The following is a 24,511-nucleotide window of genomic DNA, read 5'->3' on the forward strand; positions in this document are numbered from 1 at the left end:
TGACTCAGGACTCCTGGGTGACGGAGACGAGCACATCGTCCCCTTCGATCTTGACGGGGTAAACGGGCACGGGGCGCGTCGCGGGAAGGCCGGAGGGCTTCCCGGTACGGAGGTCGAAGCTCGACCCGTGCAGCCAGCACTCGATGGCGCAGTCCTCGACCTCGCCCTCCGAGAGGGAGACGTTCGCGTGCGAGCAGATGTCGTTGATCGCGAACACCTCGCCCTCGGTGTGCACGACCGACACCGGCGTGCCGTCGACCTCGACCCGCTTCGGGGTGTCGGCCTCCAGCTCGCTCAGTGTGCAGACTCGGACGAAGGCCATCAGACGGAGGCCTCCAGCTCGGCCTCGATCTTGGCGAGGAGGCGCTCCTGGACGTCCGGCAGACCGATCTGCTGGACCAGCTCTGCGAAGAAGCCGCGGACGACGAGGCGGCGGGCCTCGGTCTCCGGGATACCGCGGGACATCAGGTAGAAGAGCTGCTCGTCGTCGAAGCGACCGGTGGCCGAGGCGTGACCGGCGCCGGCGATCTCGCCGGTCTCGATCTCCAGGTTCGGCACGGAGTCGACCCGGGCGCCGTCCGTGAGGACCAGGTTCCGGTTGAGCTCGTACGTGTCGGTGCCCTCGGCGGCGGCCTGGATGAGCACGTCACCGATCCAGACGGCGTGCGCGTCCTGGCCCTGCAGCGCGCCCTTGTAGGCCACGTTGGACTTGCAGTGCGGGGTGTTGTGGTCGACCAGGAGGCGGTGCTCCTGGTGCTGGCCGGCGTCGGTGAAGTACAGGCCGAAGAGCTCGGCCTCGCCGCCGGGGGCCGCGTACGACACACGGGGGTGGATGCGGACGACGTCGCCGCCGAAGGTGACGATGACCGACTTGAAGGAGGCGTCACGGCCGACCAGCGCGTTGTGCTGGGCGACGTGGACGGCCTTCTCGTCCCAGTCCTGGACGGAGACGACGGTCAGCTTGGCGCCGTCACCGAGGACGTAGTCGACGTTGGCGGCGAGCACCGCGTCACCGGTGTGGTCGATGACCACGACGGCCTCGGCGAAGGCGCCGAGCTCGATCACCTGGTGGGCGAAGGCGACCCCGCCCTCGCCGTGTACCGCGATGCGGATCGGCTCGGTGAGGACGGCCTCCTTGGCGACGGTGACGACCGAGGCCTTCTCGAAGGAGGAGTACGCCTGGGCGGCGACGCGGTCGACGGGCGTGCCGGCCTTGCCGAGACGCTCGTCCTCGCGGCCGACGGTCTCCACGGTGACGCCCTCGGGGGCCTCGATCTCGACCTTGACGCCCTCGCCGGACGCGACGGCGGTGCCGTCGTGGAGGCCGCGCAGTCGCGCCAGCGGCGTGAACCGCCACTCCTCCTCGCGGCCGTGCGGGACGGGGAAGTCCGCGACGTCGAAGGACGGGGGCGCGCTCATGCGCGTGGCGACGGTGGACTCGGCGGCCACCGCGATCGAGCCGGCGGTGGTGGAGCCCGCCGGGATGTTCTGAGCCTCAGCCATGGCTGTCGTGTTGCTCTCTTCCTGCGTACGTGGAAATCGGTCGCTGCGGGTGCGGGGGCGGGGCCGGGAAGGCCTTAGCCGACCGCGCCTTCCATCTGCAGCTCGATCAGCCGGTTGAGCTCAAGGGCGTACTCCATCGGGAGCTCCTTGGCGATGGGCTCGACGAAGCCGCGGACGATCATCGCCATGGCCTCGAACTCGGTGAGGCCGCGGCTCATCAGGTAGAAGAGCTGGTCCTCGGAGACCTTGGAGACGGTGGCCTCGTGGCCCATGGAGACATCGTCCTCGCGCACGTCCACGTAGGGGTACGTGTCCGAGCGGGAGATCGTGTCGACGAGCAGCGCGTCGCAGAGCACGTTGGACTTGGAGCCCGGGGCACCTTCCCCGATCTCGATGAGACCGCGGTAGGAGGTGCGGCCGCCGCCTCGCGCCACCGACTTGGAGACGATGTTCGAGGAGGTGTTCGGGGCCATGTGCACCATCTTGGCGCCGGCGTCCTGGTGCTGGCCCTCGCCCGCGAAGGCGATGGACAGGGTCTCGCCCTTGGCGTGCTCGCCCATGAGGTAGACGGCCGGGTACTTCATGGTGACCTTGGAGCCGATGTTGCCGTCGACCCACTCCATGGTGGCGCCCTCGTAGGCGACGGCGCGCTTGGTCACCAGGTTGTAGACGTTGTTCGACCAGTTCTGGATCGTCGTGTAGCGGCAGCGGCCGCCCTTCTTCACGATGATCTCGACGACGGCGCTGTGCAGCGAGTCGGAGGAGTAGATCGGGGCGGTGCAGCCCTCGACGTAGTGGACGTAGGCGTCCTCGTCGACGATGATCAGCGTCCGCTCGAACTGGCCCATGTTCTCCGTGTTGATACGGAAGTAGGCCTGGAGCGGGATCTCGACCTGCACGCCCTTGGGCACGTAGATGAACGAGCCGCCGGACCACACGGCCGTGTTCAGGGAGGCGAACTTGTTGTCGCCGACCGGGATGACGGTGCCGAAGTACTCCTTGAAGAGCTCCTCGTGTTCCTTCAGCGCGGTGTCGGTGTCGACGAAGATGACGCCCTGCTCCTCCAGGTCCTCGCGGATCTGGTGGTAGACGACCTCGGACTCGTACTGGGCGGCGACACCGGCGACGAGGCGCTGCTTCTCCGCCTCCGGGATGCCGAGCTTGTCGTACGTGTTCTTGATGTCCTCCGGCAGGTCCTCCCAGGACTCGGCCTGCTTCTCGGTGGACCGCACGAAGTACTTGATGTTGTCGAAGTCGATGCCGGAGAGGTCGGAGCCCCAGGTCGGCATGGGCTTCTTGGCGAAGAGACGCAGACCCTTGAGACGCAGCTTCAGCATCCACTCGGGCTCGTTCTTCTTCGAGGAGATGTCGCGGACGACGTCCTCGTTCAGACCGCGCTTGGCGGTGGCACCGGCCGCGTCCGAGTCGGCCCAGCCGTACTCGTACCGACCCAGGCCCTCAAGCTCGGGGTGGCTGATCTCGGTGGTCATGCGGGGTTCCTCCCGGCCGTACTGACGGATGCTGATGGTGTGGTCTGTGGGGCGCTGTGCGGGATGAACGTCGTGCAGACGCCGTCACCATGCGCGATGGTGGCCAGACGCTGGACGTGCGTTCCCAGGAGGCGGGAGAAGAACTCCGTCTCCGCCTCGCACAGCTGTGGGTACTGCTCGGCGACGTGGGCGACCGGGCAGTGGTGCTGGCAGAGCTGCTCGCCGACCGGCGCGTTCCGCGCAGTGGCAGCGTACCCGTCGACTGTCAGGGCCTTGGCAAGCGCCTCGGTCCGCCGGGCGGGGTCCGCCGACTCGACGGCCTCCCGGTACGTGTCGCCCTGGGCCTCGATCCGATCGCGGGCGAAGGCCGCGACGGCCGCCTCCCCTCCCGCGTTGCGCTCGATCCAGCGGAGCGCCTCGACGGCCAGGGAGTCGTACGACTGGTCGAACTCGTCCCGGCCGCAGTCGGTGAGCGCGAAGATCTTCGCGGGGCGGCCACGGGCGCGGGTCCCGTAGACGCGCTTCTCGCGGGCCTCGACGACGTTCTCCGCGACCAGCGAGTCCAGGTGGCGGCGGACGGCCGCCTGGGTGAGGCGGAGCCGCTCGGCCAGATCGGCGACGGTCGAGGGACCGTGGTCCAGGATCGACCGCGCCACCCGGTTGCGCGTGGAGCGCTCACGGGTCGCGAGTTCCTCCACCGGAGCCGCGCCAACGTTTTTCACAACGCCATTGTTGCGTAATTAATCGAGGAGTGACAAGCGGCGTCCACGGAGGCGACGGTGCCGTGCGTCACTCAGGTAAGGCTTACCTGACCTGCGGAAATGATCATTCGTAGGACGAATCCAAGCCCCTCGGCCGGGCCGGCCCGGACCGCCCCGCGAACCCGTACGCGCAGGCCACGAGCCCTCCACGGCCCACGACGACACCGCCGAAACCATGCCCACCGCCACGGGTGAAGCGCACGTGACGTCCCGGTTCGAGGGACCCCGCCCCGCGCCGGAAGGACCTTCCGCGCCTCTCTAGACTTCCGCCCATGGGAAATGAGTCCGTCGTCCAGGTCCGGGGCCTGGTCAAGCGGTACGGAAAGAAGACCGCCGTCGACGGCCTCGACCTCGACGTGCGGGCGGGCACCGTCACCGCCGTCCTCGGCCCGAACGGGGCCGGCAAGACCACCACGATCGAGACCTGCGAGGGCTACCGCCGGCCCGACGGCGGCACCGTCCGCGTCCTCGGCCTCGACCCGGTCGCCGACGCCGCCGCCCTGCGCCCCAGGATCGGCGTGATGCTCCAGTCCGGCGGCGTCTACTCCGGCGCCCGAGCCGACGAGATGCTCCGCCACATGGCGAAGCTGCACGCCCACCCGCTGGACGTGGACGCCCTGATCGAGCGACTCGGCCTCGACTCCTGCGGCCGCACCACCTACCGCCGGCTCTCCGGCGGCCAGCAGCAGCGCCTCGCGCTCGCCATGGCCGTCGTGGGCCGCCCCGAGCTCGTCTTCCTCGACGAACCGACCGCCGGACTCGACCCGCAGGCCCGCCGCGCCACCTGGGACCTCGTACGGGAACTGCGCGCCGACGGCGCGACGGTCGTCCTCACCACCCACTTCATGCACGAGGCGGAGGAGCTCGCCGACCACGTCGCCATCGTCGACGCCGGCCGGGTCGCCGCCCAGGGCAGCCCCGAGGAGCTGTGCCGCGGCGGAGCCGAGAACACCCTGCGCTTCACCGGACGCGCCGGGCTCGACCTGGGCTCCCTGCTCAAGGCGCTGCCCGACGGCACGGCCGCGGCGGAGCCCCTCCCGGGCACGTACCGGATCACCGGCGCCGTCGACCCGCAGCTGCTCGTCACGGTCACCAGCTGGTGCGCCCAGCACGGCGTCATGCCCGAGGGCATCTCCGTCGAGCGCCACACCCTCGAAGACGTCTTCCTGGAACTCACGGGCAAGGAACTGCGGTCATGAGCACGGGTACCTACTCCCCCAAGCCCGGCGCGGCCCCCGTCGGCCGGATGATCGCGGCGCAGACGGCCCTGGAGACCCGGATGCTGCTGCGCAACGGCGAGCAGCTGCTCCTCACGGTGATCATCCCCTCGCTGCTCCTCGTGCTCTTCTCCACCGTCGACATCGTCGACACGGGTGCCGACGAGGCCGTCGACTTCCTCGCCCCCGGCGTCCTCGCGCTCGCCGTGCTCTCCACCGCCTTCACCGGCCAGGCCATCGCGACCGGTTTCGAGCGGCGGTACGGGGTGCTCAAGCGGCTCGGCGCCTCACCGCTCCCCCGCTGGGCGCTGATGACCGCCAAGACGCTCGCCGTCCTCGTCACCGAGGTGCTCCAGGTCGCGCTCCTGACCGCGATCGCCCTGGCGCTCGGCTGGTCCCCGCAGGGCGGCCCCTTCTCCGTCCTGCTGCTCCTGGTCCTCGGCACGGCCGCCTTCTCGGGCCTCGGGCTGCTCATGGCGGGCACGCTCAAGGCGGAGGCCACCCTGGCCGCCGCCAACCTGGTCTTCCTGCTGCTCCTGGTCGGCGGCGGGGTCATCGTGCCGCTGGAGAAGTTCCCCGAGCCTGCCCGCTCGCTCCTGGAGCTGCTCCCGATCTCCGCCCTCTCGGACGGTCTGCGGGACGTCCTCCAGAACGGCGCGGCGATGCCCTGGGGCAACGCCCTGATCCTGGCGGTCTGGGCGGTGCTCGGCCTGGGAGCGGCGGCGAAGTTCTTCCGCTGGGAGTAGTCGAAGAGGTTCAGAGGGTGACGTTTCCTGACAAGACACCCCCCTCGTGAAAGCGTGCACAAGCCCCGTCCTACGATGGGGCGCGTGCTGACCCCCCTCGCCTACATCGCCCAGCGCTGGACCCCGTCCCCCCGGACGCTCCGGCGCGCCGCGCTCTCCGCCGTCGTGATGAGCGTGTTCATCATCGTCACGGGTGGCGCGGTCCGGCTGACCGGTTCCGGTCTCGGCTGCGACACCTGGCCGAAGTGCACGGAAGACAGCCTCATCGTCACGCCCGAGCAGGGCTACCGCGGCCTGATCGAGTTCGGCAACCGGCTGCTGACGTACGTCCTTTCGGCGGCCGTCGGCTGGGCGATCATCGCCGCCCGGTCCACCAAGCCGTGGCGCCGGAACCTCACCCGCTGGGCCTGGGCGCAGTTCTGGATCGTGATGAGCAACGCCGTCATCGGTGGCATCACGGTGTGGATGGGCCTCAACCCGTGGACGGTCGCCGGCCACTTCCTGGCCGCGAACGCCCTGCTCACGGTGGCGGTCATCACCTGGCACCGGGCCGGCGAGGGCGACACCGCCCCCCGGCCGCGCGTACCGGGCCCGGTCCGCAAGCTGTCCTGGGCGATCACGATCACCTCGGGTCTGCTCATCGCGCTCGGTACGACGGTGACCGGCGCCGGCAAGCACGCCGGTGACAGCAGCGAGGTCCCGCGCATGCCGTGGGACTGGACGAACGCCGCCCACGTCCACGCCATCGCCGCCTGGGTCGTCTGCGCGCTCGCGCTCGCCATGTGGCTGGTCCTGCGCGTGGTGGACGCCCCGGACGACACCCGGGCCCGCGCCCGCGACCTGCTGATCGTGCTGCTCGCCCAGGGCGGGATCGGCTACGTCCAGTACTTCACGGGGGTCCCCGAGGTCCTGGTCGCCGTCCACATGCTCGGCTCCTCGCTGATGTGGATCGCGGTGCTGCGCCTCGCCCTGAGCATGCGCGAGCGCCCGGTGCCCACCGCCGGCATCCCGGCCCAGGCCGACCCGGAGCTCACGACCACGGTCTGACCGGCCAGCGACCGCAGGCCGGTCCGGGACCGTCGGCCCATCCAGGAGCTCCGGCCGATCGAGGACCTCCGGCCGGTCCGAGCCCCCCGGCCGGTCCGGGCTACCGGCCCAGCCCGTAGACGCGGCGGGCGTTGCCCGCCGCGATCATCGTGGCGACGCGCTGGGCGTCCGCGTGGGACCAGGCGCCCTCCACGACCCACTCCCCGAGCACCCGCGTGAGCGCCGAGCGGAAGACGCCGGCGGCGACCACATGGAGCTCGGGCAGCCCGCGCGCGCCGCTGGAGAACAGCAGCTTGCCGAACGGCGCCAGTTCCAGGACCTCGGCGAGGACGGCCGCCGCGCGGGCCCCGGTGTGGGCGAGGACCGGGCCGAGGTCCGCGTAGACGTGCGGATGGAGGCCGGTCAGGCGCGCGGCTCCGCGGTGGTGCGGGTAGCCGTGCAGCAGGACGAGGTCGGTGCCGAGCCCCGTGGTGGCGGCGGCGAAGCCGGCGAGGACCGCCGGGTCCCGGTCCCCCGTGTGCAGCTGGAGCGGGCGCCCGGCGGTGACCGCGATCCAGAGCAGGTGCCGCAGCAGGACGGGGTCGGTGAGCCGCCCGCCCGCCGGGCGTCCTGCCAGCCAGCGCCCAGCGGCCCCGCGCACCTCCCCCGGTCCCGGTGGTTCGGGCGCCGTCGCGAGCCCCCGGCCCACCCCCGCCACCGAGGTGAAGGCCACGGCGTCGGCGGCGGCCCCGTGGACGGCCTCGGCGAGGTTGGCGAGGAAGGCCTCGACGGTCCCCGAGGTGTCGGCGACCTGCTCGGCGAGGGGTTCGAGGCGGACGATCTCATGGGCCTCGGCGTCACCCGCGGCGGCGATCTCGGCGGGCCGGGTCAGGTCGCCGGTGAGCCCGGTGTCGACCAGATAGGTGGAGATCCCGGAGGCCCGGAGGAGCCGGCGGCCCGCCTCGGCGACGCCGAGTTCGCGGCGGCGGGCGAGGTAGCGGGCCGGCGGGCAGTGCGGTTCGAGGCCGAGGAGCGGCGGGCACCAGCGGCGTACCGCGAAGCCCGTCTGCGTGTCGAAGAAGGTCGTACCGGCGGCGGGCAGCACGGGAGGCCCACCGGGCCGGTCGCCGAGGTGCGCGCCGAGGTGGGTCTCGAAGGTGCCGAGGCCGAGCTCCGTACGGAGCACCCCGTGGCAGTACTGGTCCACCAGGCTCGGCATGTCGATCATCTCGGGGGGCTCCCTGTGTGGACGTGTCTCCACACGTCCTAACGGGTGAGCCCCTCGCGAGGTTGTCCCCTCAGCTGTTGGAAGGGCCGCCGATCTGGATGCCGGCCATGCGGCTCCACTCGTACGGTCCGGTGACGACCTTGGCGGCGAACTCGCCGTCGAACTCGTCGTGGAGGGTCAGACCGGCCTTCTCGGCGGCCTGCTGCGCGATCGGGTATGTGGGGGCCACCAGGTCGCCCCAGCCGCCGTCCGTGCCGACGAGGACGATCCGGGTGCCCGCCTGGCCGATGTGGGCGAGCTGCCCCTCGGCGCCGCCGTGCTCCGCGGAGAACGCCCGGATCTGCTTCGCGAGCCTGGCCGCCCTGCGCTCTTCCTGCTTCGTTTCTGCCATGACAACGATGCTACCGAGGGGTAGATGTACTGGCGACGGCCGGGCCACGTGGTCTTTCCCACGTGGCCCGGCCGTCGTCCGTACGTCGTGTCCTCTACCTGAGGAAGGGGTCCACCGCGACCGCCACGAAGAGCAGCGAGACATAGGTGATGGACCAGTGGAAGAGGCGCATCTCCTTGAGCTTCGCGCCGGTCGCGCCGGACTTCGCGCGGTTGAGCAGCGCGTGCGCCTCCCAGAGCCACCAGCCGCCGGTGAGCAGCGCCACGGCCAGGTAGAACCAGCCCGTGTAGCCGAGCGGGGTCAGCAGCAGCGAGACGGCGACCATCACCCAGCTGTAGGCGACGATCTGCTTGGCCACGACCTTGTTGGAGGCGAGGACCGGGAGCATCGGCACGCCGGCGCGCGCGTAGTCGTCCTTCACCTTCATCGACAGCGGCCAGTAGTGCGGCGGCGTCCAGAAGAAGATGACGAGGAAGAGGATGACCGCGGCCCAGGACATCGAGTTGGTCACGGCGGACCAGCCGATCAGCACCGGCAGGCAGCCGGCGATGCCGCCCCAGACGATGTTCTGCGCGGTCCGCCGCTTCAGGATCATCGTGTAGACGACCACGTAGAAGAGGAGCGCGCCGAGCGAGAGCGCGGCGGAGAGCCAGTTGACCAGCAGGCCGAACCAGAGCGTGGAGACCACCGCGAGGGTGAGGCCGAAGACGAGGCCCTCACGCGGCGTGAGCACGCCGGTGACCAGCGGGCGCTGGGAGGTGCGGTCCATCAGGGCGTCGATGTCGCGGTCGATGTACATGTTCAGCGCGTTGGCGCCGCCCGCCGACAGGTAGCCGCCGAAGCAGGTGGCGAGTACCAGCCACAGGTTCGGCACACCCTGTTCGGCGAGGAACATCACCGGAACGGTCGTGATGAGCAGAAGCTCGATGATCCGCGGCTTGGTCAGTGCCACGTATGCCTTGACGCGGGCCCCGAACGGCCGATGGCCCCCCGGGCTGGGAGTCAAGACGACCCCTGCGGGTCGGGACTCGACGGCCGTCACGCACACCCCTGACAGAGAAATTCCCAGCAAGCTCCCCGGATGAAGACGGGGTGAAGCTTGCGCGTACCACGCCACTGTAGACGTTGCCCAGACGCCGATCTTCGCGGGGGTGGGGTCGTGTTGGAGGGGTGTGTCCCAAGGCGTGGACACCGTTCGGGAGGCGAACTCACACAGCCACCGGCACTCTTGCTCTGTCCGCTCATTTGAGGGGCCTGCACACGAAAAGAGGGGGCTCCGACGGGGGTAGGCTCGACACCGCCGGTACACCCTCAGTCACCGGCTTCAGAACATGTGGAGAGGAGCCCTGACTCAGGGTGAGCACTAAGCCGACCACCACAGACCTCGAGTGGACCGAATTGGACCAGCGGGCTGTCGACACCGCCCGCGTCCTGGCCGCGGACGCCGTACAGAAGGTCGGCAACGGCCATCCTGGTACGGCGATGAGCCTTGCGCCCGCCGCGTACACCCTCTTCCAGAAGGTGATGCGGCACGACCCGGCCGACCCCGAGTGGGTCGGGCGCGACCGGTTCGTCCTCTCCGCGGGCCACTCGTCCCTGACCCTCTACACCCAGCTCTACCTGGGTGGCTTCGGTCTCGAGCTGGACGACCTGAAGGCCTTCCGCACCTGGGGCTCGAAGACCCCGGGCCACCCGGAGTACGGCCACACCGCCGCCGTCGAGACGACCACCGGCCCGCTGGGCCAGGGTGTCGCCAACGCCGTGGGCATGGCGATGGCCGCCCGCTACGAGCGCGGTCTGTTCGACCCGGAGGCGGCCCCCGGCACCTCCCCGTTCGACCACCGGATCTACGCGATCGCCGGTGACGGCTGCCTGCAGGAGGGCATCTCCGCCGAGGCGTCCTCGCTCGCCGGCCACCAGAAGCTCGGCAACCTGATCCTGCTGTGGGACGACAACCACATCTCGATCGAGGGTGACACCGAGACCGCCGTGTCCGAGGACACGATGAAGCGGTACGAGGCGTACGGCTGGCACGTCCAGCGCGTCGAGCCGAAGTCCAACGGCGACCTGGACCCGGCCGCGCTGTACGCGGCGGTCAGGGCCGCCGAGGCCGAGACCGAGCGCCCGTCGTTCATCGCGATGCGCTCGATCATCGCCTGGCCCGCCCCGAACGCGCAGAACACCGAGGCCTCGCACGGCTCGGCGCTCGGCGACGAGGAGATCGCGGCCACCAAGCGTGTCCTGGGCTTCGACCCGGAGCAGACCTTCGAGGTCACCGACGAGGTCATCACCCACACCCGCGCGCTCGGCGACCGTGGCCGTGAGGCCCGCGCCGCGTGGGAGAAGTCCCTCGCGGAGTGGCGTACGGCCAACCCGGAGCGGGCGGCGGAGTTCGACCGCATCCAGGCGAACGAGCTGCCGGCCGGCTGGGAGGAGAAGCTCCCGGTCTACGAGCCGGGCAAGGGCGTCGCCACGCGTGCCGCCTCGGGCCAGGTCCTCCAGGCGCTCGGCGCGGTCATCCCCGAGCTGTGGGGCGGCTCGGCCGACCTGGCGGGCTCGAACAACACGACGATCGACAAGACCTCGTCGTTCCTGCCCGAGGGCAACCCGCTGCCGGAGGCCGACCCGTACGGCCGCACGATCCACTTCGGCATCCGCGAGCACTCGATGGCCGCCGAGATGAACGGCATCGCGCTCCACGGCAACACGCGCGTCTACGGCGGCACCTTCCTGGTGTTCTCCGACTACATGCGGAACGCCGTTCGTCTGTCGGCCCTGATGCACCTGCCGGTGACGTACGTCTGGACGCACGACTCGATCGGTCTGGGCGAGGACGGCCCGACCCACCAGCCGGTGGAGCACCTCGCCTCGCTGCGCGCCATCCCGGGCCTGAACGTGGTCCGGCCGGCCGACGCCAACGAGACGTCGATCGCCTGGCGCGAGATCATGAAGCGTCACACCAAGGTCTTCGGCAAGGGTGCCCCGCACGGTCTCGCCCTCACCCGTCAGGGTGTGCCGACCTACGCGCCGAACGAGGACGCGGCCAAGGGCGGCTACGTGCTCTTCGACGCCGAGGGCGGCCCCGCGGAGCTCGTGCTCATCGCGACCGGCTCCGAGGTGCACCTGGCCGTCGAGGCCCGCGAGCAGCTCCAGGCCGCCGGTGTCCCGACCCGCGTGGTCTCGATGCCGTCCGTCGAGTGGTTCGAGGAGCAGGACCAGGCGTACAAGGACTCCGTCCTGCCGCCGTCGGTCAAGGCCCGGGTCGCGGTCGAGGCCGGCATCGGTCTCACCTGGCACCGGTACGTCGGGGACGCCGGCCGGATCGTCTCGCTGGAGCACTTCGGTGCCTCGGCGGACGCGAAGGTCCTCTTCCGCGAGTTCGGGTTCACGCCGGAGGCCGTTGTCGCCGCCGCGCGGGAATCTCTCGACGCCGTCGCGCGCTGACGCGAATACGTACGACTTAATGGAGATGCAACTCTCATGACAGACGCTCTCAAGCGCCTCTCCGACGAAGGCGTCGCGATCTGGTTGGACGACCTCTCGCGTCAGCGGATCACGTCCGGCAACCTGGCCGAGCTCCTCGACCAGAGCCACGTGGTCGGCGTGACCACGAACCCGTCGATCTTCCAGAAGGCGATCTCCGAGGGGCACGGCTACGACCAGCAGCTCGCCGACCTCGCCGCCCGCAAGGTGACCGTCGACGAGGCCATCCGCATGATCACGACGGCGGACGTCCGTGACGCCGCCGACATCCTGCGGCCGGTCTTCGACGCGACCGACGGCCAGGACGGCCGGGTCTCCATCGAGGTCGACCCCCGTCTCGCCCACGAGACCACCGCCACCATCGCGGAGGCCAAGCAGCTGGCCTGGCTCGTGGACCGCCCCAACACGCTCATCAAGATCCCGGCCACCAGGGCGGGTCTGCCGGCGATCACCGAGGTCATCGGCCTCGGCATCAGCGTCAACGTCACGCTGATCTTCTCGCTGGAGCGCTACCGCGCGGTCATGGACGCCTACCTGGCGGGTCTGGAGAAGGCCCGCGAGCGCGGCCTCGACCTCTCGAAGATCCACTCGGTGGCCTCCTTCTTCGTCTCCCGCGTGGACTCGGAGATCGACAAGCGCCTGAACGGCATCGGCACCGACGAGGCCAAGGCGCTCAAGGGCAAGGCCGCTCTGGCCAACGCCCGCCTGGCCTACGAGGCGTTCGAGGAGACGTTCAGCGGCGAGCGCTGGGCGGCCCTCGACAAGGCGCAGGCCAACAAGCAGCGTCCGCTGTGGGCCTCGACCGGCGTCAAGGACCCGGCGTACAAGGACACGCTGTACGTCGTGGACCTGGTCGCCCCGGGCACCGTCAACACCATGCCGGAAGCCACCCTGGAGGCCACCGCCGACCACGGCGAGGTCACCGGTGACACCGTGCGCGGCACCTACGACCAGTCCCGCGCGGAACTGGCGGCCATCGCCGAGCTGGGCATCAGCTACGACGACGTCGTGCAGCTCCTCGAGGACGAGGGCGTCGAGAAGTTCGAGGCGTCCTGGAACGACCTTCTCAAGTCGACCGAGGCGGAGCTCGCGCGCCTCGCACCGGAGGCGTAAGCACATTGAGCGCAGTCGACGGAGCCAACCCGCTCCGTGACGCAGCAGACCGACGGCTCCCGCGTATCGCGGGGCCGTCGGGCCTGGTGATCTTCGGCGTCACGGGCGATTTGTCCCGTAAGAAGCTGATGCCCGCCGTCTACGACCTGGCCAACCGCGGCCTGCTGCCGCCGGGCTTCTCGCTCATCGGCTTCGCCCGCCGCGAGTGGCAGGACGAGGACTTCGCGCAGGAGGTCCACGAGGCCGTCAAGCAGCACGCGCGCACCCCGTTCCGCGAGGAGGTGTGGCAGCAGCTGATCCAGGGCATGCGGTTCGTCCAGGGCGACTTCGACGACGACGAGGCCTTCGAGAAGCTGAAGTCCACCGTCGAGGAGCTGGACAAGGCGCAGGGCACCGGCGGCAACTTCGCCTTCTACCTCTCCGTGCCGCCGAAGTTCTTCCCCCTGGTCGTCCAGCAGCTCAAGAAGCACGGCCTGGCCGACCAGAAGGACGGCTCCTGGCGCCGCGCGGTCATCGAGAAGCCCTTCGGCCACGACCTGACCTCTGCCAAGGAGCTCAACGAGGTCGTCCACGAGGTCTTCCCGCCCGACGCGGTCTTCCGCATCGACCACTACCTCGGCAAGGAGACCGTCCAGAACATCCTGGCGCTCCGCTTCGCCAACACCCTCTTCGAGCCGATCTGGAACCGGTCGTACGTCGACCACGTCCAGATCACCATGGCCGAGGACATCGGCATCGGCGGCCGCGCCGGCTACTACGACGGCATCGGCGCCGCCCGTGACGTCATCCAGAACCACCTGCTCCAGCTGCTCGCGCTGACCGCGATGGAGGAGCCCGCCTCCTTCGACGCCGACGCGCTCGCCGCCGAGAAGACCAAGGTCCTCGGCGCGGTGAAGCTCCCCAAGGACCTGGGCGAGACCACGGTCCGCGCCCAGTACGCGGCCGGGTGGCAGGGCGGCGAGAAGGCCGTCGGCTACCTCCAGGAAGACGGCATCGACCCCCAGTCGAAGACCGACACCTACGCGGCCGTGAAGCTGGAGATCGACAACCGCCGCTGGGCGGGCGTCCCCTTCTACCTCCGTACGGGCAAGCGACTGGGCCGCCGCGTCACCGAGATCGCGGTCGTCTTCCAGCGCGCCCCGCACTCCCCCTTCGACCACACCGCGACCGAGGAGCTCGGCCGCAACGCCATCGTGATCCGGGTCCAGCCGGACGAGGGCGTGACGGTGCGGTTCGGCTCCAAGGTGCCCGGCACCCAGATGGAGATCCGGGACGTGTCGATGGACTTCGCGTACGGCGAGTCCTTCACGGAGTCCAGCCCCGAGGCGTACGAGCGGCTCATCCTCGACGTCCTGCTCGGCGACTCGAACCTCTTCCCGCGCGTCGAGGAGGTCGAGCTGTCCTGGAAGATCCTCGACCCGATCGAGCAGTTCTGGGACAAGCACGGCAAGCCCGCGCAGTACCAGGCCGGGACCTGGGGCCCGGTCGAGGCGGACGAGATGCTCGCACGAGACGGACGGAGCTGGCGCCGGCCATGAAGACCGACCTGACGGACACCACGTCATCCAAGATCAACAAGGCGCTGGTGCTCGGGCGGCGGGCGATCGGCACGCCGGCCGTCGGCATGGTGCTCACTCTCGTCATCGTCACCGACGAGGAGAACGCCTACGACGCGCTGAAGGCGGCCAACGAGGCGTCCCGCGAGCACCCCTCGCGGACCCTCGTCGTCATCAAGCGGGTCTCGCGCTCCCCGCGGGACCGTGCCAAGGCGCGGCTCGACGCCGAGGTCCGCCTCGGCGCCGACGCCAGCACCGGCGAAACGGTTGTCCTCCGGCTGTACGGCGAGGTCGTCGACCACGCCCAGTCGGTGGTTCTGCCGCTGCTCCTCCCGGACGCCCCCGTCGTCGTCTGGTGGCCGGTGAACGCGCCGACCGACCCGGCGAACGACCCGCTGGGCGCGCTCGCCCAGCGTCGGGTGACCGACACGTACGCCGCCGAGCAGCCCATCCAGGAGCTGACGGCACGGGCGGACACGTACACCCCGGGCGACACGGACCTCTCGTGGACCCGGATCACCCCGTGGCGCTCGATGCTCGCCGCCGCGCTCGACCAGGTCGTGTGCGAGGTCACCTCGGCCGAGGTGGAGGGCGAGGAGTTCAACCCGAGCGTCGAGCTGCTCGCGATGTGGCTGTCCGAGCGGCTGAAGGTGCCGGTGCGGCGCTCGAAGTCGACGGGGCCGGGTCTCACCTCCGTACGGATGGAGACCAGCTCCGGACCGATCGTGCTCGACCGGCCGGACGGCTCGCTCGCGACGCTCTCCATCCAGGGGCAGCCGGACCGCGGCGTGGCGCTCAAGCGCCGCGACACGGCCGAGCTGATCGCGGAGGAGCTGCGCCGGCTCGACCCGGACGACACCTACGCGACGGCGCTCAAGTTCGGTCTCGAACGGCTCGACGAGGAGGCGGCGACCACCGCACCCGAGCCGGAGACCGTCGTCGAGGCGGTCGCGGAGCCGGCCGTGGAGCCGGCCCAGGCCGAGAAGACCGCCGCGGCCGAGAAGCCCGCCGCGAAGAAGGCCCCGGCCAAGAAGGCGGCGACCAAGTGAGCACCCCTCAGCTGGTCGTCCACCGCGACAAGGAACTGATGGCGCAGGCCGCGGCGGCCCGGCTGATCACCCGGATCGTGGACGCCCAGACCGCCCGCGGCTCCGCCTCGGTGGTGCTGACCGGCGGACGCAACGGCAACGGCCTGCTGGCGGCGCTCGGTTCGGCGCCCGCCCGGGACGCGATCGACTGGTCGCGGCTCGACCTGTGGTGGGGCGACGAGCGCTACCTCCCGGAGGGCGACCCCGAGCGGAACGTCACCCAGGCCCGTGAGGCGCTGCTCGACGGGGTGCCTCTCGACCCGGCCCGGGTGCACGCGATGCCCGCCTCGGACGGACCGTACGGCGCCGATGTCGACGCCGCCGCCGCCGCGTACGCGGAGGAGCTGGCCGCCGCCGTGCGTCCCGGTGACCACGGCGGGGTGCCGACCTTCGACGTGCTGATGCTGGGCGTCGGCCCGGACACGCACGTGGCCTCGCTCTTCCCGGAGCTGCCCGCGGTCCGCGAGACCGAGCTGACCGTGGTCGGCGTGCGCGGCGCGCCCAAGCCGCCGCCGGTCCGGATCTCACTGACCCTTCCGGCGATCCGGGCGGCGAAGGAGGTCTGGCTGCTCGCGGCCGGTGAGGACAAGGCGAAGGCCGCGGCGATCGCGCTGTCGGGCGCGGGCGAGGTGCAGGCCCCCGCCGCGGGCGCCTACGGCCGCTCGCGCACGCTGTGGCTGCTCGACTCGGCAGCCGCCTCGGAGCTGCCGCGGAGCCTGTATCCGCCGGCTTCCGCCTGATTGCCTGATTCCGCGACCCGCACGCCCGGAGGCCCGGTTCACCCCTCGGTGGACCGGGCCTCCTGCGTGGGTACGGGCTCAAGGAAGGGCGCGAGGAGCTCCGGTACGGCCTCGGCGGCGAAGCTCAGGCCCTGGCTCTCGCCCGCGTCGTAGATGTCGTACGCACCCGCGCCGGCCGCCGTCGTGGCGGTCAGCGTCAGGATGCCGGCGCGGCGCTGGAAGTACGACTGCTTGACGGTCCAGCCGATGACACCGGAGCGCTGGAGGGCGACCGTGGCGCGCCGGACCGTGCCCGAACGGGTCACCAGATAGGCGCCGCTGACGCCGTGTCCGAGTCCGCGGTAGGCGTCGAGGGCGAGGAGCACGGCGACCGGGGTGAGGACGACGGCGCAGCCCGCCGCCACGTAGAGCAGGACCGGGGTGACGAGGAGTCCGAGGACGGCGAGGACGGCGACCGGGACGGCGACGGACCACAGGGCCCAGGCAAGTCGGCGGGTGCGGGCGGCGCGGGGGTGGGCGGCGAGCGGCGCCCCGGTGGGCGGCTCGGGCTCGCGCAGGACCTGGGCGGCGACGCGGTCGGCGATCTCCCGGGGCGCGGCCGGCAGCAGGGTCTTGAGGTCGGAGTGCTTGTCCCCGTCGTCCTTGGCGAGGCCGGTGGCGACGGCGTCGACGCGGGCGGCCCCGACCAGGCGCACCCCCAGCGGCTCGACGACCTCGATCCCGCGCAGCCGGCGCTCCTCGATGGAGACCGAGCGGGCGGTGAGGAGGCCGCGGCGGACGCGCAGGGTGCCGCCGGGCTCGCGCTCCAGGCGGTGGTTCCACCACATCTCGACCCAGAGGCCGAGGGCGCCGACGGCTCCGACGACGGTGGCGATGAGGATCAGGTCGACGATCATCCAGGTGACGGAGACGTCCCGGAAGCGGTCCCCTATCCAGTCGATGACCTCCGCCTGGGCGCCGAACCACTCGCTGACCTGCATGACGGCTCCGGCCGCCGCTCCGCCGAGGGCCGGGGCGACGAAGGAGACCGGGGCGTAACGGATCCAGCGCGGGTCGACGGCGGCGAGGGCGCCCTCGTGCGGAAGGTCCCCGGGGTCGGTGGCGCGGGCGAGGAGCTCGTGTCGGAGACGCTCGCCCTCGGCGCGGGTGACCAGGTCGAGTTCGAGGGTGGACTCGTCGCCGCCGGTGCTCTCGCCGGTGCCGATGCGGACCTTGACGAGGCCGAGGACGCGCTGGAGGGGGTTGGCGGTGAGGTCGACGCTGCGGACGCGCTCGCGGGCGAGGGAGCGCCGTTTGATCAGCAGGAGCCCGGTGTGGAGTTCGACCCGCTCGGGGCCGATCCGGTAGCGGGTGCGACGCCAGCGGACGTAGTCGACGACGGTGCCGCCGAGGACGAGGAGGAAGGCTCCGGCGAGGACCCAGGCGAGGGCCTGCCACAGCGGCCTGGATCCGGCGAGGCCGGCCGTCGTGGGCAGACCGGCGCCTCCGGCCACGCCGCACAGGACGGCGGCGGTGGCCAGGAGCATCCGCCGGTCGAGACGCCGCCACTCCTCACCGGGGCCCTCCACGGCCGGCCCGCCGGCGCCATGCATGTCCGCGGCACGCGGGGCCTCGCCCCGTATGTCCCCGGTGCGCGGGTCCTCGGCTTCCATGTCAGCCGTGCGCGGGGCCTCGCCGTGTCCGGCCCCGTTCACGTGGCGTCCCCGGGGGTGGCCTGGGTGAGGGCCGTCAGCCGCTCGCCGAGCTCGGCGGCGAGCTCGTGGTCGAGGCCCTCGATCCGGATGGCGCCCTTGGACGAGGCGGTGGTCACGGTGACCGTGGCGAGCTTGAAGAGCTGCTCCAGCGGGCCCCGTACGGTGTCGACGGTCTGGATCCGGGACATCGGGGCGATCCGCCACTCCTGCCAGAGGGCCCCGGTACGGACGTAGACGGCGTCGTCGGTGACCTCCCAGCGGTGGACCCGGAACCACCAGCCGGGGAAGAACGCGGTGCAGGCGAGGCCCAGGGCCGCGACGGTCCCGGCCACGAGCAGCAGCCAGAACCGGGCGGGCCCGATGAGCGCGCCGAGGACGGCGAGGACCACCACCGGCACGGCGGTGGTCACCAGGAGCTGGCTCCGCCACCAGGCGACGGCCCGCTCGTCCACGGCGTTCCTCGGCGGCCTGAGCCGCACCGCGTTCTCCCCCGTCATGCGGTCAGCCCCGGTCGCGCAGTGCGCGGTAGGCCGACACGAGCCCTGCGGTCGAGCTGTCGAGCCGCTCGGCGCCCTCGCCCTCCGTCAGGACCGGTTCGATCCTCTTGGCGAGGACCTTGCCGAGCTCGACGCCCCACTGGTCGAAGGAGTCGATGTTCCAGACCGCGCCCTGGACGAAGACCTTGTGCTCGTAGAGCGCGATCAGCTGGCCGAGGACGGACGGGGTGAGCGCGTCGGCCAGGATCGTGGTGGTCGGGTGGTTGCCCTGGAAGGTCTTGTGCGGGACGAGCTCCTCGGCGACTCCCTCGGCCCGTACCTCTTCGGGCGTCTTGCCGAAGGCGAGTGCCTGGGTCTGGGCGAAGAAGTTGGCCATGAGCAGGTCGTGCTGGGCGACGAGGCCGGGGAGCAGGTCGGCGACGGGCCGGGCGAAGCCGATGAAGTCGGCCGGGATGACCTTGGTGCCCTGGTGGATCAACTGGTAATAGGCGTGCTGCCCGTTGGTGCCGGGGGTGCCCCAGACGACGGGGCCGGTCTGCCAGTCGACCGGGTTGCCCTCGCGGTCCACCGACTTGCCGTTGGACTCCATGTCGAGCTGCTGGAGGTAGGCGGTGAACTTGGACAGGTAGTGGGAGTAGGGCAGGACGGCGTGCGACTGGGCGTCGAAGAACGCGCCGTACCAGACGCCGAGGAGACCGAGCAGCAGCGGCGCGTTCTCCTCGGGCGGGGCGGTGCGGAAGTGCTCGTCGACGAGGTGGAAGCCGTCGAGCATCTCGCGGAAGTGCTCCGGGCCGATGGCGATCATCAGGGAGAGGCCGATGGCGGAGTCGTAGGAGTAGCGGCCGCCGACCCAGTCCCAGAACTCGAACATGTTGGTGGTGTCGATGCCGAACTCCTCGACCTTCTCGGCGTTGGTCGAGAGGGCCACGAAGTGCTTCGCGACGGCCTCCTGGCCGGCTCCGAGACCGGCGAGGAGCCAGTCGCGGGCGGAGGTGGCGTTGGTGATCGTCTCGATGGTGGTGAAGGTCTTCGAGGCGACGATGAAGAGGGTCTCGGCCGGGTCGAGGTCGCGGACGGCCTCGTGGAGGTCCGCGCCGTCCACGTTGGAGACGAAGCGGAGCGTCAGGTCCCGCTGGGTGAAGGAGCGCAGGACCTCGTAGGCCATGGCGGGACCGAGGTCGGAGCCGCCGATGCCGATGTTCACGACGTTCTTGATCGGCTTGCCGGTGTGGCCGGTCCACTCGCCCGCGCGGACCTTGTCGGCGAAGGCGCCCATCCGGTCGAGGACCGCGTGCACGGCGGGGACGACGTTCTCCCCGTCGACCTCGACGACGGCCTCGCGAGGGGCGCGCAGCGCGGTGTGGAGGACCGCGCGGTCCTCGGTGGTGTTGATCTTCTCCCCGCGGAACATGGCGTCGCGCAGCTCGGCCACGCCGGTGGCCGCGGCCAGTTCGCGGAGCAGGGTCAGCGTCTCGTCGGTGACGAGGTGCTTGGAGTAGTCCAGGTAGAGGTCGCCGACCCGCAGGGTGTGGTCGGTGCCGCGCGCCGGGTCCGCGGCGAAGAGCTCGCGCAGGTGGGTCTCGCCCAACTGCTCACGGTGCTTGCCGAGGGCAGCCCACTCGGGCAGCCGGTTCAGCCTGGTGCGGCCTTCGTTGTTCATCTCGGACATCGCCCACTTCTTCTCGTATGTCTGCCCCGCTGCCCCTCCAACTTAATTGATCAGAGGAGTCAACGACGCTACGGCTAGCGCGAACAACGCCGCCGCGAGGAGGGCGGGGGTGTGCGGTCCCCAGCCGGCGGCCGCGGCGCCGCCGAGAAGGGCCCCGAGCGGAGCACCCGCGACGGCGAGGGTGCGGAAGGCCGCGGCGATGCGGCCCAGCATCCCCTCGGGTGCGCGCTCCTGCATGAAGGTCGTCTGGTTGACGTTCCACACCGTCCCCATGAAGCCGAACGCCGCCATGGCCGCGATCGATACCGCGAGGGCGGGGACGGCCCCCATCAGGACCAGACAGCCCGTCTGGACCGTCCCGGCCAGGAGCACCGCGCGTATCCGTCCCGTCCGCTCGGCGATGCGGCGGGCGAGGAAGCCGCCCGCGACGCCGCCCACCGCGAAGGCGGAGATCGTGGCCGCATAAGCCGTGTTTCCGGCGGTTCCCACCGGGCGGCCGTCCGTGACGTGGACGACGAGGGTGGCGATGAGGGCGCCCATGCCGATGTTGCAGAGGGTGGTGGCGGTGCAGAGCCACCGCAGGGTCCGGTCGCGCCGGAGGGTGGCGAGCCCTTCGGCCATCTCCTTGCGGAGAGTTGACCCGCCCGGGCGGGGCGGCCGCTCGGGCGCCCCGGTCCGGAGGGAGGCGATGAGGAGCGCGGCGAGGGCGTAGGTGGCGGCGTCGGCCACGTACGGCACGGCGTCCCCTGCGAGGAGCAGGGCGGGCACCAGGGGCGCGGCGAGAAGGCCGCCCGCGAACTGCTGACCGGTCATCAGGCGGGCGTTGGCCGCGGCCAGGGCCTCGGCGGGGACGAGGGCGGGGAGGAGCGCGGTGGCCGCGTTGTCGAAGAGGGTCTGCAGGGTCGTGAGGGCGAAGGCGAGCACGAGCAGCAGGGCGATGGTGGCGTGTCCGAGCGCGACGGCGACGGCGAACGAGGCCATGAGCGCGCCGCGGAGGAGGTCGACGGCCCACATGGCCCGCCGTTGGTCGACCCGGTCGGCGACCGCGCCGCCGAGGAGCCCGAAGAGCAGCCAGGGCAGGAAGCCGCAGGCGGTGACGGAGGCGATGAGGAGGGGGTCGTCGGTGAGCGAGGCGGCGAGCAGGGGCAGGGCGGCGGTACGCAGCGAGTCGCCGAACCGGGAGACGACCGCGGCCATCCACAGCCGCCCGAAGCCGCCCCGCCAGTCGGGTACGGCCTTGGCCGCCACTGCTTGCGTCGCCGTCACGGCGCCCCCCTGCGTCGGTGATCCCCCTGCCCGACCGACCGTAGAGGACGCCTCTGACAACGCCGGTTCGCACGAGTCCAGTCCTGCTGATCGTGGACTGCCTCTACGCGCGTATGGCACAGCTGACGTACGGGAGGCGACCTCCCTCGCGCTCACCGACGGCCACCGCCGACGAGCGGCTAGGGGGTGTCCGGAGACGACGAAAGGGCCTCGTCCGCGAACCGGGTTCGCGGGCAAGGCCCTTCTGTCACATCGTCACACCACGCTCAGATCTCGCCGCGCAGTTTGGCCAGCGCCTCGGCGAGGATCGCCTCGCCGTCCGCGTCGCTGCGCCGCTCCCGCACATAGGCGAGATGGGTCTTGTACGGCTCCGTGCGCGGCGGGTCCGGCGGGTTGTCCCGGTCCTGACCGGCCGGGAAGCCGCACCGGGGGCAGTCCCAGGTCTCCGGGATCGCCGCGTCGCTGGCGAAGCTCGGCTGCGTCTCGTGCCCGTTCGAGCACCAGAAGGAGATGCGGGCTCGCGGCGCCGATTCGCCCCGCTCGGCCTCGCCCATCGGCCCCGCGCCGACCCGGCTTCCCCGGATCGCGTTGCCACTTGCCACGGTCGTAACTCCCTGCGTGATGGTGCTCGAAGGTGCCCCAGTCTACGTAAGGCCCAACGCGCGTCCAGTGATTGGAGTTACCCGTCCAACTTCATCAGCAGACCAAGTACGACAATGCAGGCGAACCAGAGCAGACCGACCACAACCGTGATCCGGTCCAGGTTGCGCTCGGCGACCGAGGAGCCGCCGACGGACGACTGCATGCCACCACCGAACATGTCGGAGAGACCGCCGCCCTTTCCCTTGTGCATCAGTACGAGCAGCATCAGCAGCCCGCTGAAGACGAGCAGGGCGATCGAGAACCCCATAACCACGGCTGGACCAACTTCCTCGGACTTATACGGACGGGGGCCGGGCACCTGCCCGACCCCCGCAAGGGTACGACGTAACTCCGCTACCGCATACTCACTGGTCGCGGAAGCGCGCGATCTTGACGAACTCGTCGGCGTCCAGCGCCGCGCCGCCCACCAGGGCGCCGTCGACGTCCGGCTGCGCCATGATCGCGGCGACGTTGCCGGACTTGACCGAGCCGCCGTACTGGATGCGGACCTTGTCGGCCAGCTCCTGGGAGTACAGCTCCGCGAGACGGCCGCGGATCGCCCCGCAGACCTCCTGCGCGTCCTCGGGGGTGGCGACCTCGCCGGTGCCGATGGCCCACACCGGCTCGTACGCGATCACGATGGTCTCGGCCTGCTCGGCCGGGACGTCCTTCAGGCCGCCGTCGAGCTGGGCGAGCGTGTACTCGACCTGCTGGCCGGCCTTGCGGATGTCCAGGCCCTCGCCGACGCAGAGGATCGGGGTGATGCCGTGCTTGAAGGCGGCCTTCACCTTGGCGTTGCAGACCTCGTCGTTCTCGGCGTGGTACTGGCGGCGCTCGGAGTGGCCGACGGCCACGTAGGCACACTTCAGCTTGGACAGCATGAGGCCCGAGATCTCACCGGTGTAGGCACCGGAGTCCTGCGCCGAGAGGTCCTGGGCGCCGTACTTGATCTTGAGCTTGTCGCCGTCGACGAGGGTCTGTACGGACCGCAGGTCGGTGAAGGGGACCAGGACCGCGACCTCACAGGCGTCGTAGTCCTTGTCGGTCAGGGCGAAGGCGAGCTTCTGGACGTGGGCGATGGCCTCGAGGTGGTTGAGGTTCATCTTCCAGTTGCCCGCCATCAGCGGGGTGCGGGTGCTGCTCATGAAAGGGTCAGTCCTCCAGTGCGGCGAGGCCGGGAAGCGTCTTGCCCTCGAGGTACTCGAGGGAGGCGCCGCCGCCGGTCGAAATGTGGCCGAATGCCTTCTCGTCGAAGCCCAGGATGCGCACGGCGGCGGCGGAGTCGCCACCACCGACGACCGTGAAGGCCGGGGAGTCGACGAGCGCCTGGGCGACGGCCCTGGTGCCCTCGGCGTAGTCGGGGTGCTCGAAGACGCCCATCGGACCGTTCCAGAAGACGGTCCCCGCGTCGGCGAGCTTCGAGGCGTAGAGCTTACGGGTCTCCGGACCGATGTCCAGGCCCATCTGGCCGGCAGGGATGGCGTCCGCGGCGACCGCCTCCGGGTGTGCCGGGGCCTTGGTCTTCATGTCGGGGAATTCGGCCGAGACCAGGACGTCGACGGGGAGCACGAACTCCACGCCGCGCTTCTTCGCACGCGCCAGATATTCCTGGACCACCGGGATCTGGTCCTCCTGGAGCAGCGAGGTGCCGACCTCGTGGCCCTGGGCCTTGAGGAAGGTGAAGACCATGCCGCCGCCGACGAGGATGCGGTCGGCCTTCTCCAGGAGGTGGTCGATCACGCCCAGTTTGTCGGAGACCTTGGAACCGCCGAGCGCGACCACGTACGGCCGCTGGACGTCGTCCGTGAGCTTCTTCAGGACGCCGACCTCGGTGGCGATGAGGTAGCCCGCGGCGTGCGGCAGGCGCGCCGGGAGGTCGAAGACCGAGGCGTGCTTGCGGTGCACGGCGCCGAAGCCGTCACCGACGTAGACGTCGGCGAGCGCGGCGAGCCGGTCCGCGAAGGCGCCGCGCTCGGCGTCGTCCTTCGAGGTCTCGCCGGCGTTGAACCGGAGGTTCTCGATCACGGCGACCTGGCCGTCGGCGAGGCCCGCGACGGTGGCGGTGGCGGAGTCGCCGACCGTGTCGGTCGCGAAGGCCACGTCGGCACCGAGCAGCTCGCCGAGGCGCGCGGCGGCCGGGGCGAGCGAGAACGCCGGGTCCGGGACGCCCTTGGGGCGGCCCAGGTGCGAGGCGACCACGACCCGGGCGCCGGCGTCGGCGAGCGCCTTGACCGTGGGGACGACGGCGCGGATGCGGCCGTCGTCGGTGATGGTGGTGCCGTCGAGCGGCACGTTGAGGTCGGCGCGGACGAACACCCGCTTGCCGGCGACGCCTTCGGCGAGAAGCTCGTCGATCGTCTTCATCTGTCACAGACTCCTTGGTACGCGGTGGAGCACACAA

General features: G+C 71.0%; 23 protein-coding genes. 8 read left to right on the forward strand and 15 right to left on the reverse strand.

Going from position 1 to position 24,511, the window contains the following annotated elements; translation table 11 throughout:
* Nucleotides 1-4: 4 nt before the first annotated feature.
* The 4 genes from OG361_RS09900 to OG361_RS09915 form a co-directional block, all read right to left on the reverse strand.
* Complete coding sequence (locus OG361_RS09900) at nucleotides 5-322, reverse strand: bifunctional 3-phenylpropionate/cinnamic acid dioxygenase ferredoxin subunit (protein WP_351896732.1); 318 nt, start codon at nucleotides 320-322, stop codon at nucleotides 5-7.
* Nucleotides 322-1,503, reverse strand: coding sequence for a Fe-S cluster assembly protein SufD (sufD, locus tag OG361_RS09905; RefSeq protein WP_405852988.1), 1,182 nt, complete (start codon nucleotides 1,501-1,503; stop codon nucleotides 322-324). Before sufD ends, OG361_RS09900 begins: the two co-directional genes overlap by 1 nt.
* Before the next feature lie 74 nt (nucleotides 1,504-1,577).
* Complete coding sequence (sufB, locus tag OG361_RS09910) at nucleotides 1,578-2,993, reverse strand: Fe-S cluster assembly protein SufB (protein WP_405852989.1); 1,416 nt, start codon at nucleotides 2,991-2,993, stop codon at nucleotides 1,578-1,580.
* Nucleotides 2,990-3,715, reverse strand: coding sequence for a helix-turn-helix transcriptional regulator (locus OG361_RS09915; protein ID WP_384570259.1), 726 nt, complete (start codon nucleotides 3,713-3,715; stop codon nucleotides 2,990-2,992). Before OG361_RS09915 ends, sufB begins: the two co-directional genes overlap by 4 nt.
* Before the next feature lie 311 nt (nucleotides 3,716-4,026).
* On the opposite strand from OG361_RS09915, the gene OG361_RS09920 reads away from it, so the two are divergent.
* The 3 genes from OG361_RS09920 (at nucleotide 4,027) to OG361_RS09930 (ending at nucleotide 6,764) form a co-directional block, all read left to right on the forward strand.
* Nucleotides 4,027-4,953 carry an ABC transporter ATP-binding protein gene (locus tag OG361_RS09920; RefSeq protein WP_405852990.1) on the forward strand — a complete coding sequence of 309 codons (927 nt, stop codon included), beginning with the start codon at nucleotides 4,027-4,029 and terminating at the stop codon, nucleotides 4,951-4,953.
* On the forward strand, nucleotides 4,950-5,717 hold the full coding sequence (locus OG361_RS09925) for an ABC transporter permease (protein ID WP_405852991.1): 768 nt from the start codon (nucleotides 4,950-4,952) through the stop codon (nucleotides 5,715-5,717). The genes OG361_RS09920 and OG361_RS09925 overlap by 4 nt, the downstream gene beginning before the upstream one ends.
* Before the next feature lie 75 nt (nucleotides 5,718-5,792).
* A complete protein-coding gene (locus OG361_RS09930) occupies nucleotides 5,793-6,764 on the forward strand; it encodes a COX15/CtaA family protein (RefSeq protein ID WP_405852992.1) in 972 nt (323 codons plus the stop codon).
* Nucleotides 6,765-6,864: 100 nt separating this feature from the next.
* On the opposite strand, the gene OG361_RS09935 is transcribed toward OG361_RS09930, so the two are convergent.
* The 3 genes from OG361_RS09935 to OG361_RS09945 form a co-directional block, all read right to left on the reverse strand.
* Nucleotides 6,865-7,971 (reverse strand): amidohydrolase family protein, encoded by a 1,107-nt coding sequence (locus OG361_RS09935; protein ID WP_405852993.1) that lies wholly within the window; start codon nucleotides 7,969-7,971, stop codon nucleotides 6,865-6,867.
* Nucleotides 7,972-8,041: 70 nt separating this feature from the next.
* Nucleotides 8,042-8,362 carry a hypothetical protein gene (locus OG361_RS09940; RefSeq protein WP_376394968.1) on the reverse strand — a complete coding sequence of 107 codons (321 nt, stop codon included), beginning with the start codon at nucleotides 8,360-8,362 and terminating at the stop codon, nucleotides 8,042-8,044.
* Nucleotides 8,363-8,456: 94 nt separating this feature from the next.
* Complete coding sequence (locus tag OG361_RS09945; RefSeq protein ID WP_405852994.1) at nucleotides 8,457-9,404, reverse strand: heme o synthase; 948 nt, start codon at nucleotides 9,402-9,404, stop codon at nucleotides 8,457-8,459.
* A 314-nt stretch (nucleotides 9,405-9,718) separates the two neighbouring features.
* Here OG361_RS09945 and tkt point away from each other — a divergent pair, with 314 nt between their 5' ends.
* Genes tkt through pgl form a run of 5 tightly spaced genes read left to right on the forward strand, consistent with a single transcriptional unit; the run spans nucleotide 9,719 to nucleotide 16,342 of the window.
* On the forward strand, nucleotides 9,719-11,806 hold the full coding sequence (tkt, locus tag OG361_RS09950) for a transketolase (RefSeq protein WP_405852995.1): 2,088 nt from the start codon (nucleotides 9,719-9,721) through the stop codon (nucleotides 11,804-11,806).
* A gap of 36 nt (nucleotides 11,807-11,842) precedes the next feature.
* Nucleotides 11,843-12,958: a transaldolase gene (gene tal / locus OG361_RS09955; RefSeq protein WP_405852996.1), complete on the forward strand. Its 1,116-nt coding sequence runs from the start codon at nucleotides 11,843-11,845 to the stop codon at nucleotides 12,956-12,958.
* 5 nt (nucleotides 12,959-12,963) lie between these two features.
* Nucleotides 12,964-14,496, forward strand: a complete 1,533-nt coding sequence (gene zwf / locus OG361_RS09960) for a glucose-6-phosphate dehydrogenase (RefSeq protein WP_384570282.1) — start codon at nucleotides 12,964-12,966, stop codon at nucleotides 14,494-14,496.
* Nucleotides 14,493-15,563 (forward strand): glucose-6-phosphate dehydrogenase assembly protein OpcA, encoded by a 1,071-nt coding sequence (opcA, locus tag OG361_RS09965; RefSeq protein ID WP_405852997.1) that lies wholly within the window; start codon nucleotides 14,493-14,495, stop codon nucleotides 15,561-15,563. Before zwf ends, opcA begins: the two co-directional genes overlap by 4 nt.
* Nucleotides 15,560-16,342, forward strand: coding sequence for a 6-phosphogluconolactonase (gene pgl / locus OG361_RS09970; RefSeq protein WP_405852998.1), 783 nt, complete (start codon nucleotides 15,560-15,562; stop codon nucleotides 16,340-16,342). Before opcA ends, pgl begins: the two co-directional genes overlap by 4 nt.
* A gap of 38 nt (nucleotides 16,343-16,380) precedes the next feature.
* Here pgl and OG361_RS09975 read toward each other — a convergent pair whose 3' ends face one another.
* From OG361_RS09975 to OG361_RS10010, 8 genes are all read right to left on the reverse strand, one after another.
* The gene (locus OG361_RS09975; protein ID WP_405862173.1) at nucleotides 16,381-17,934 is read right to left on the reverse strand and encodes a PH domain-containing protein; all 1,554 of its coding nucleotides are present in this window, start codon (nucleotides 17,932-17,934) and stop codon (nucleotides 16,381-16,383) included.
* Between the two features lie 98 nt (nucleotides 17,935-18,032).
* Nucleotides 18,033-18,533 (reverse strand): PH domain-containing protein, encoded by a 501-nt coding sequence (locus tag OG361_RS09980; RefSeq protein ID WP_405852999.1) that lies wholly within the window; start codon nucleotides 18,531-18,533, stop codon nucleotides 18,033-18,035.
* Nucleotides 18,534-18,537: 4 nt separating this feature from the next.
* Nucleotides 18,538-20,193, reverse strand: a complete 1,656-nt coding sequence (gene pgi / locus OG361_RS09985) for a glucose-6-phosphate isomerase (RefSeq protein WP_405862175.1) — start codon at nucleotides 20,191-20,193, stop codon at nucleotides 18,538-18,540.
* Between the two features lie 51 nt (nucleotides 20,194-20,244).
* Nucleotides 20,245-21,468 carry an MFS transporter gene (locus OG361_RS09990; RefSeq protein WP_405853000.1) on the reverse strand — a complete coding sequence of 408 codons (1,224 nt, stop codon included), beginning with the start codon at nucleotides 21,466-21,468 and terminating at the stop codon, nucleotides 20,245-20,247.
* A gap of 266 nt (nucleotides 21,469-21,734) precedes the next feature.
* Nucleotides 21,735-22,070 carry an RNA polymerase-binding protein RbpA gene (locus tag OG361_RS09995; RefSeq protein ID WP_071891222.1) on the reverse strand — a complete coding sequence of 112 codons (336 nt, stop codon included), beginning with the start codon at nucleotides 22,068-22,070 and terminating at the stop codon, nucleotides 21,735-21,737.
* A 77-nt stretch (nucleotides 22,071-22,147) separates the two neighbouring features.
* Nucleotides 22,148-22,378: a preprotein translocase subunit SecG gene (gene secG / locus OG361_RS10000; RefSeq protein ID WP_024758014.1), complete on the reverse strand. Its 231-nt coding sequence runs from the start codon at nucleotides 22,376-22,378 to the stop codon at nucleotides 22,148-22,150.
* A gap of 97 nt (nucleotides 22,379-22,475) precedes the next feature.
* Nucleotides 22,476-23,255, reverse strand: coding sequence for a triose-phosphate isomerase (gene tpiA, locus OG361_RS10005; protein ID WP_405853001.1), 780 nt, complete (start codon nucleotides 23,253-23,255; stop codon nucleotides 22,476-22,478).
* 7 nt (nucleotides 23,256-23,262) lie between these two features.
* Complete coding sequence (locus tag OG361_RS10010) at nucleotides 23,263-24,474, reverse strand: phosphoglycerate kinase (protein ID WP_405853002.1); 1,212 nt, start codon at nucleotides 24,472-24,474, stop codon at nucleotides 23,263-23,265.
* Between the last annotated feature and the right edge of the window lie 37 nt (nucleotides 24,475-24,511).

The sequence above is a fragment of the Streptomyces sp. NBC_00090 genome, from assembly GCF_045160815.1.
Lineage (GTDB): Bacteria > Actinomycetota > Actinomycetes > Streptomycetales > Streptomycetaceae > Streptomyces.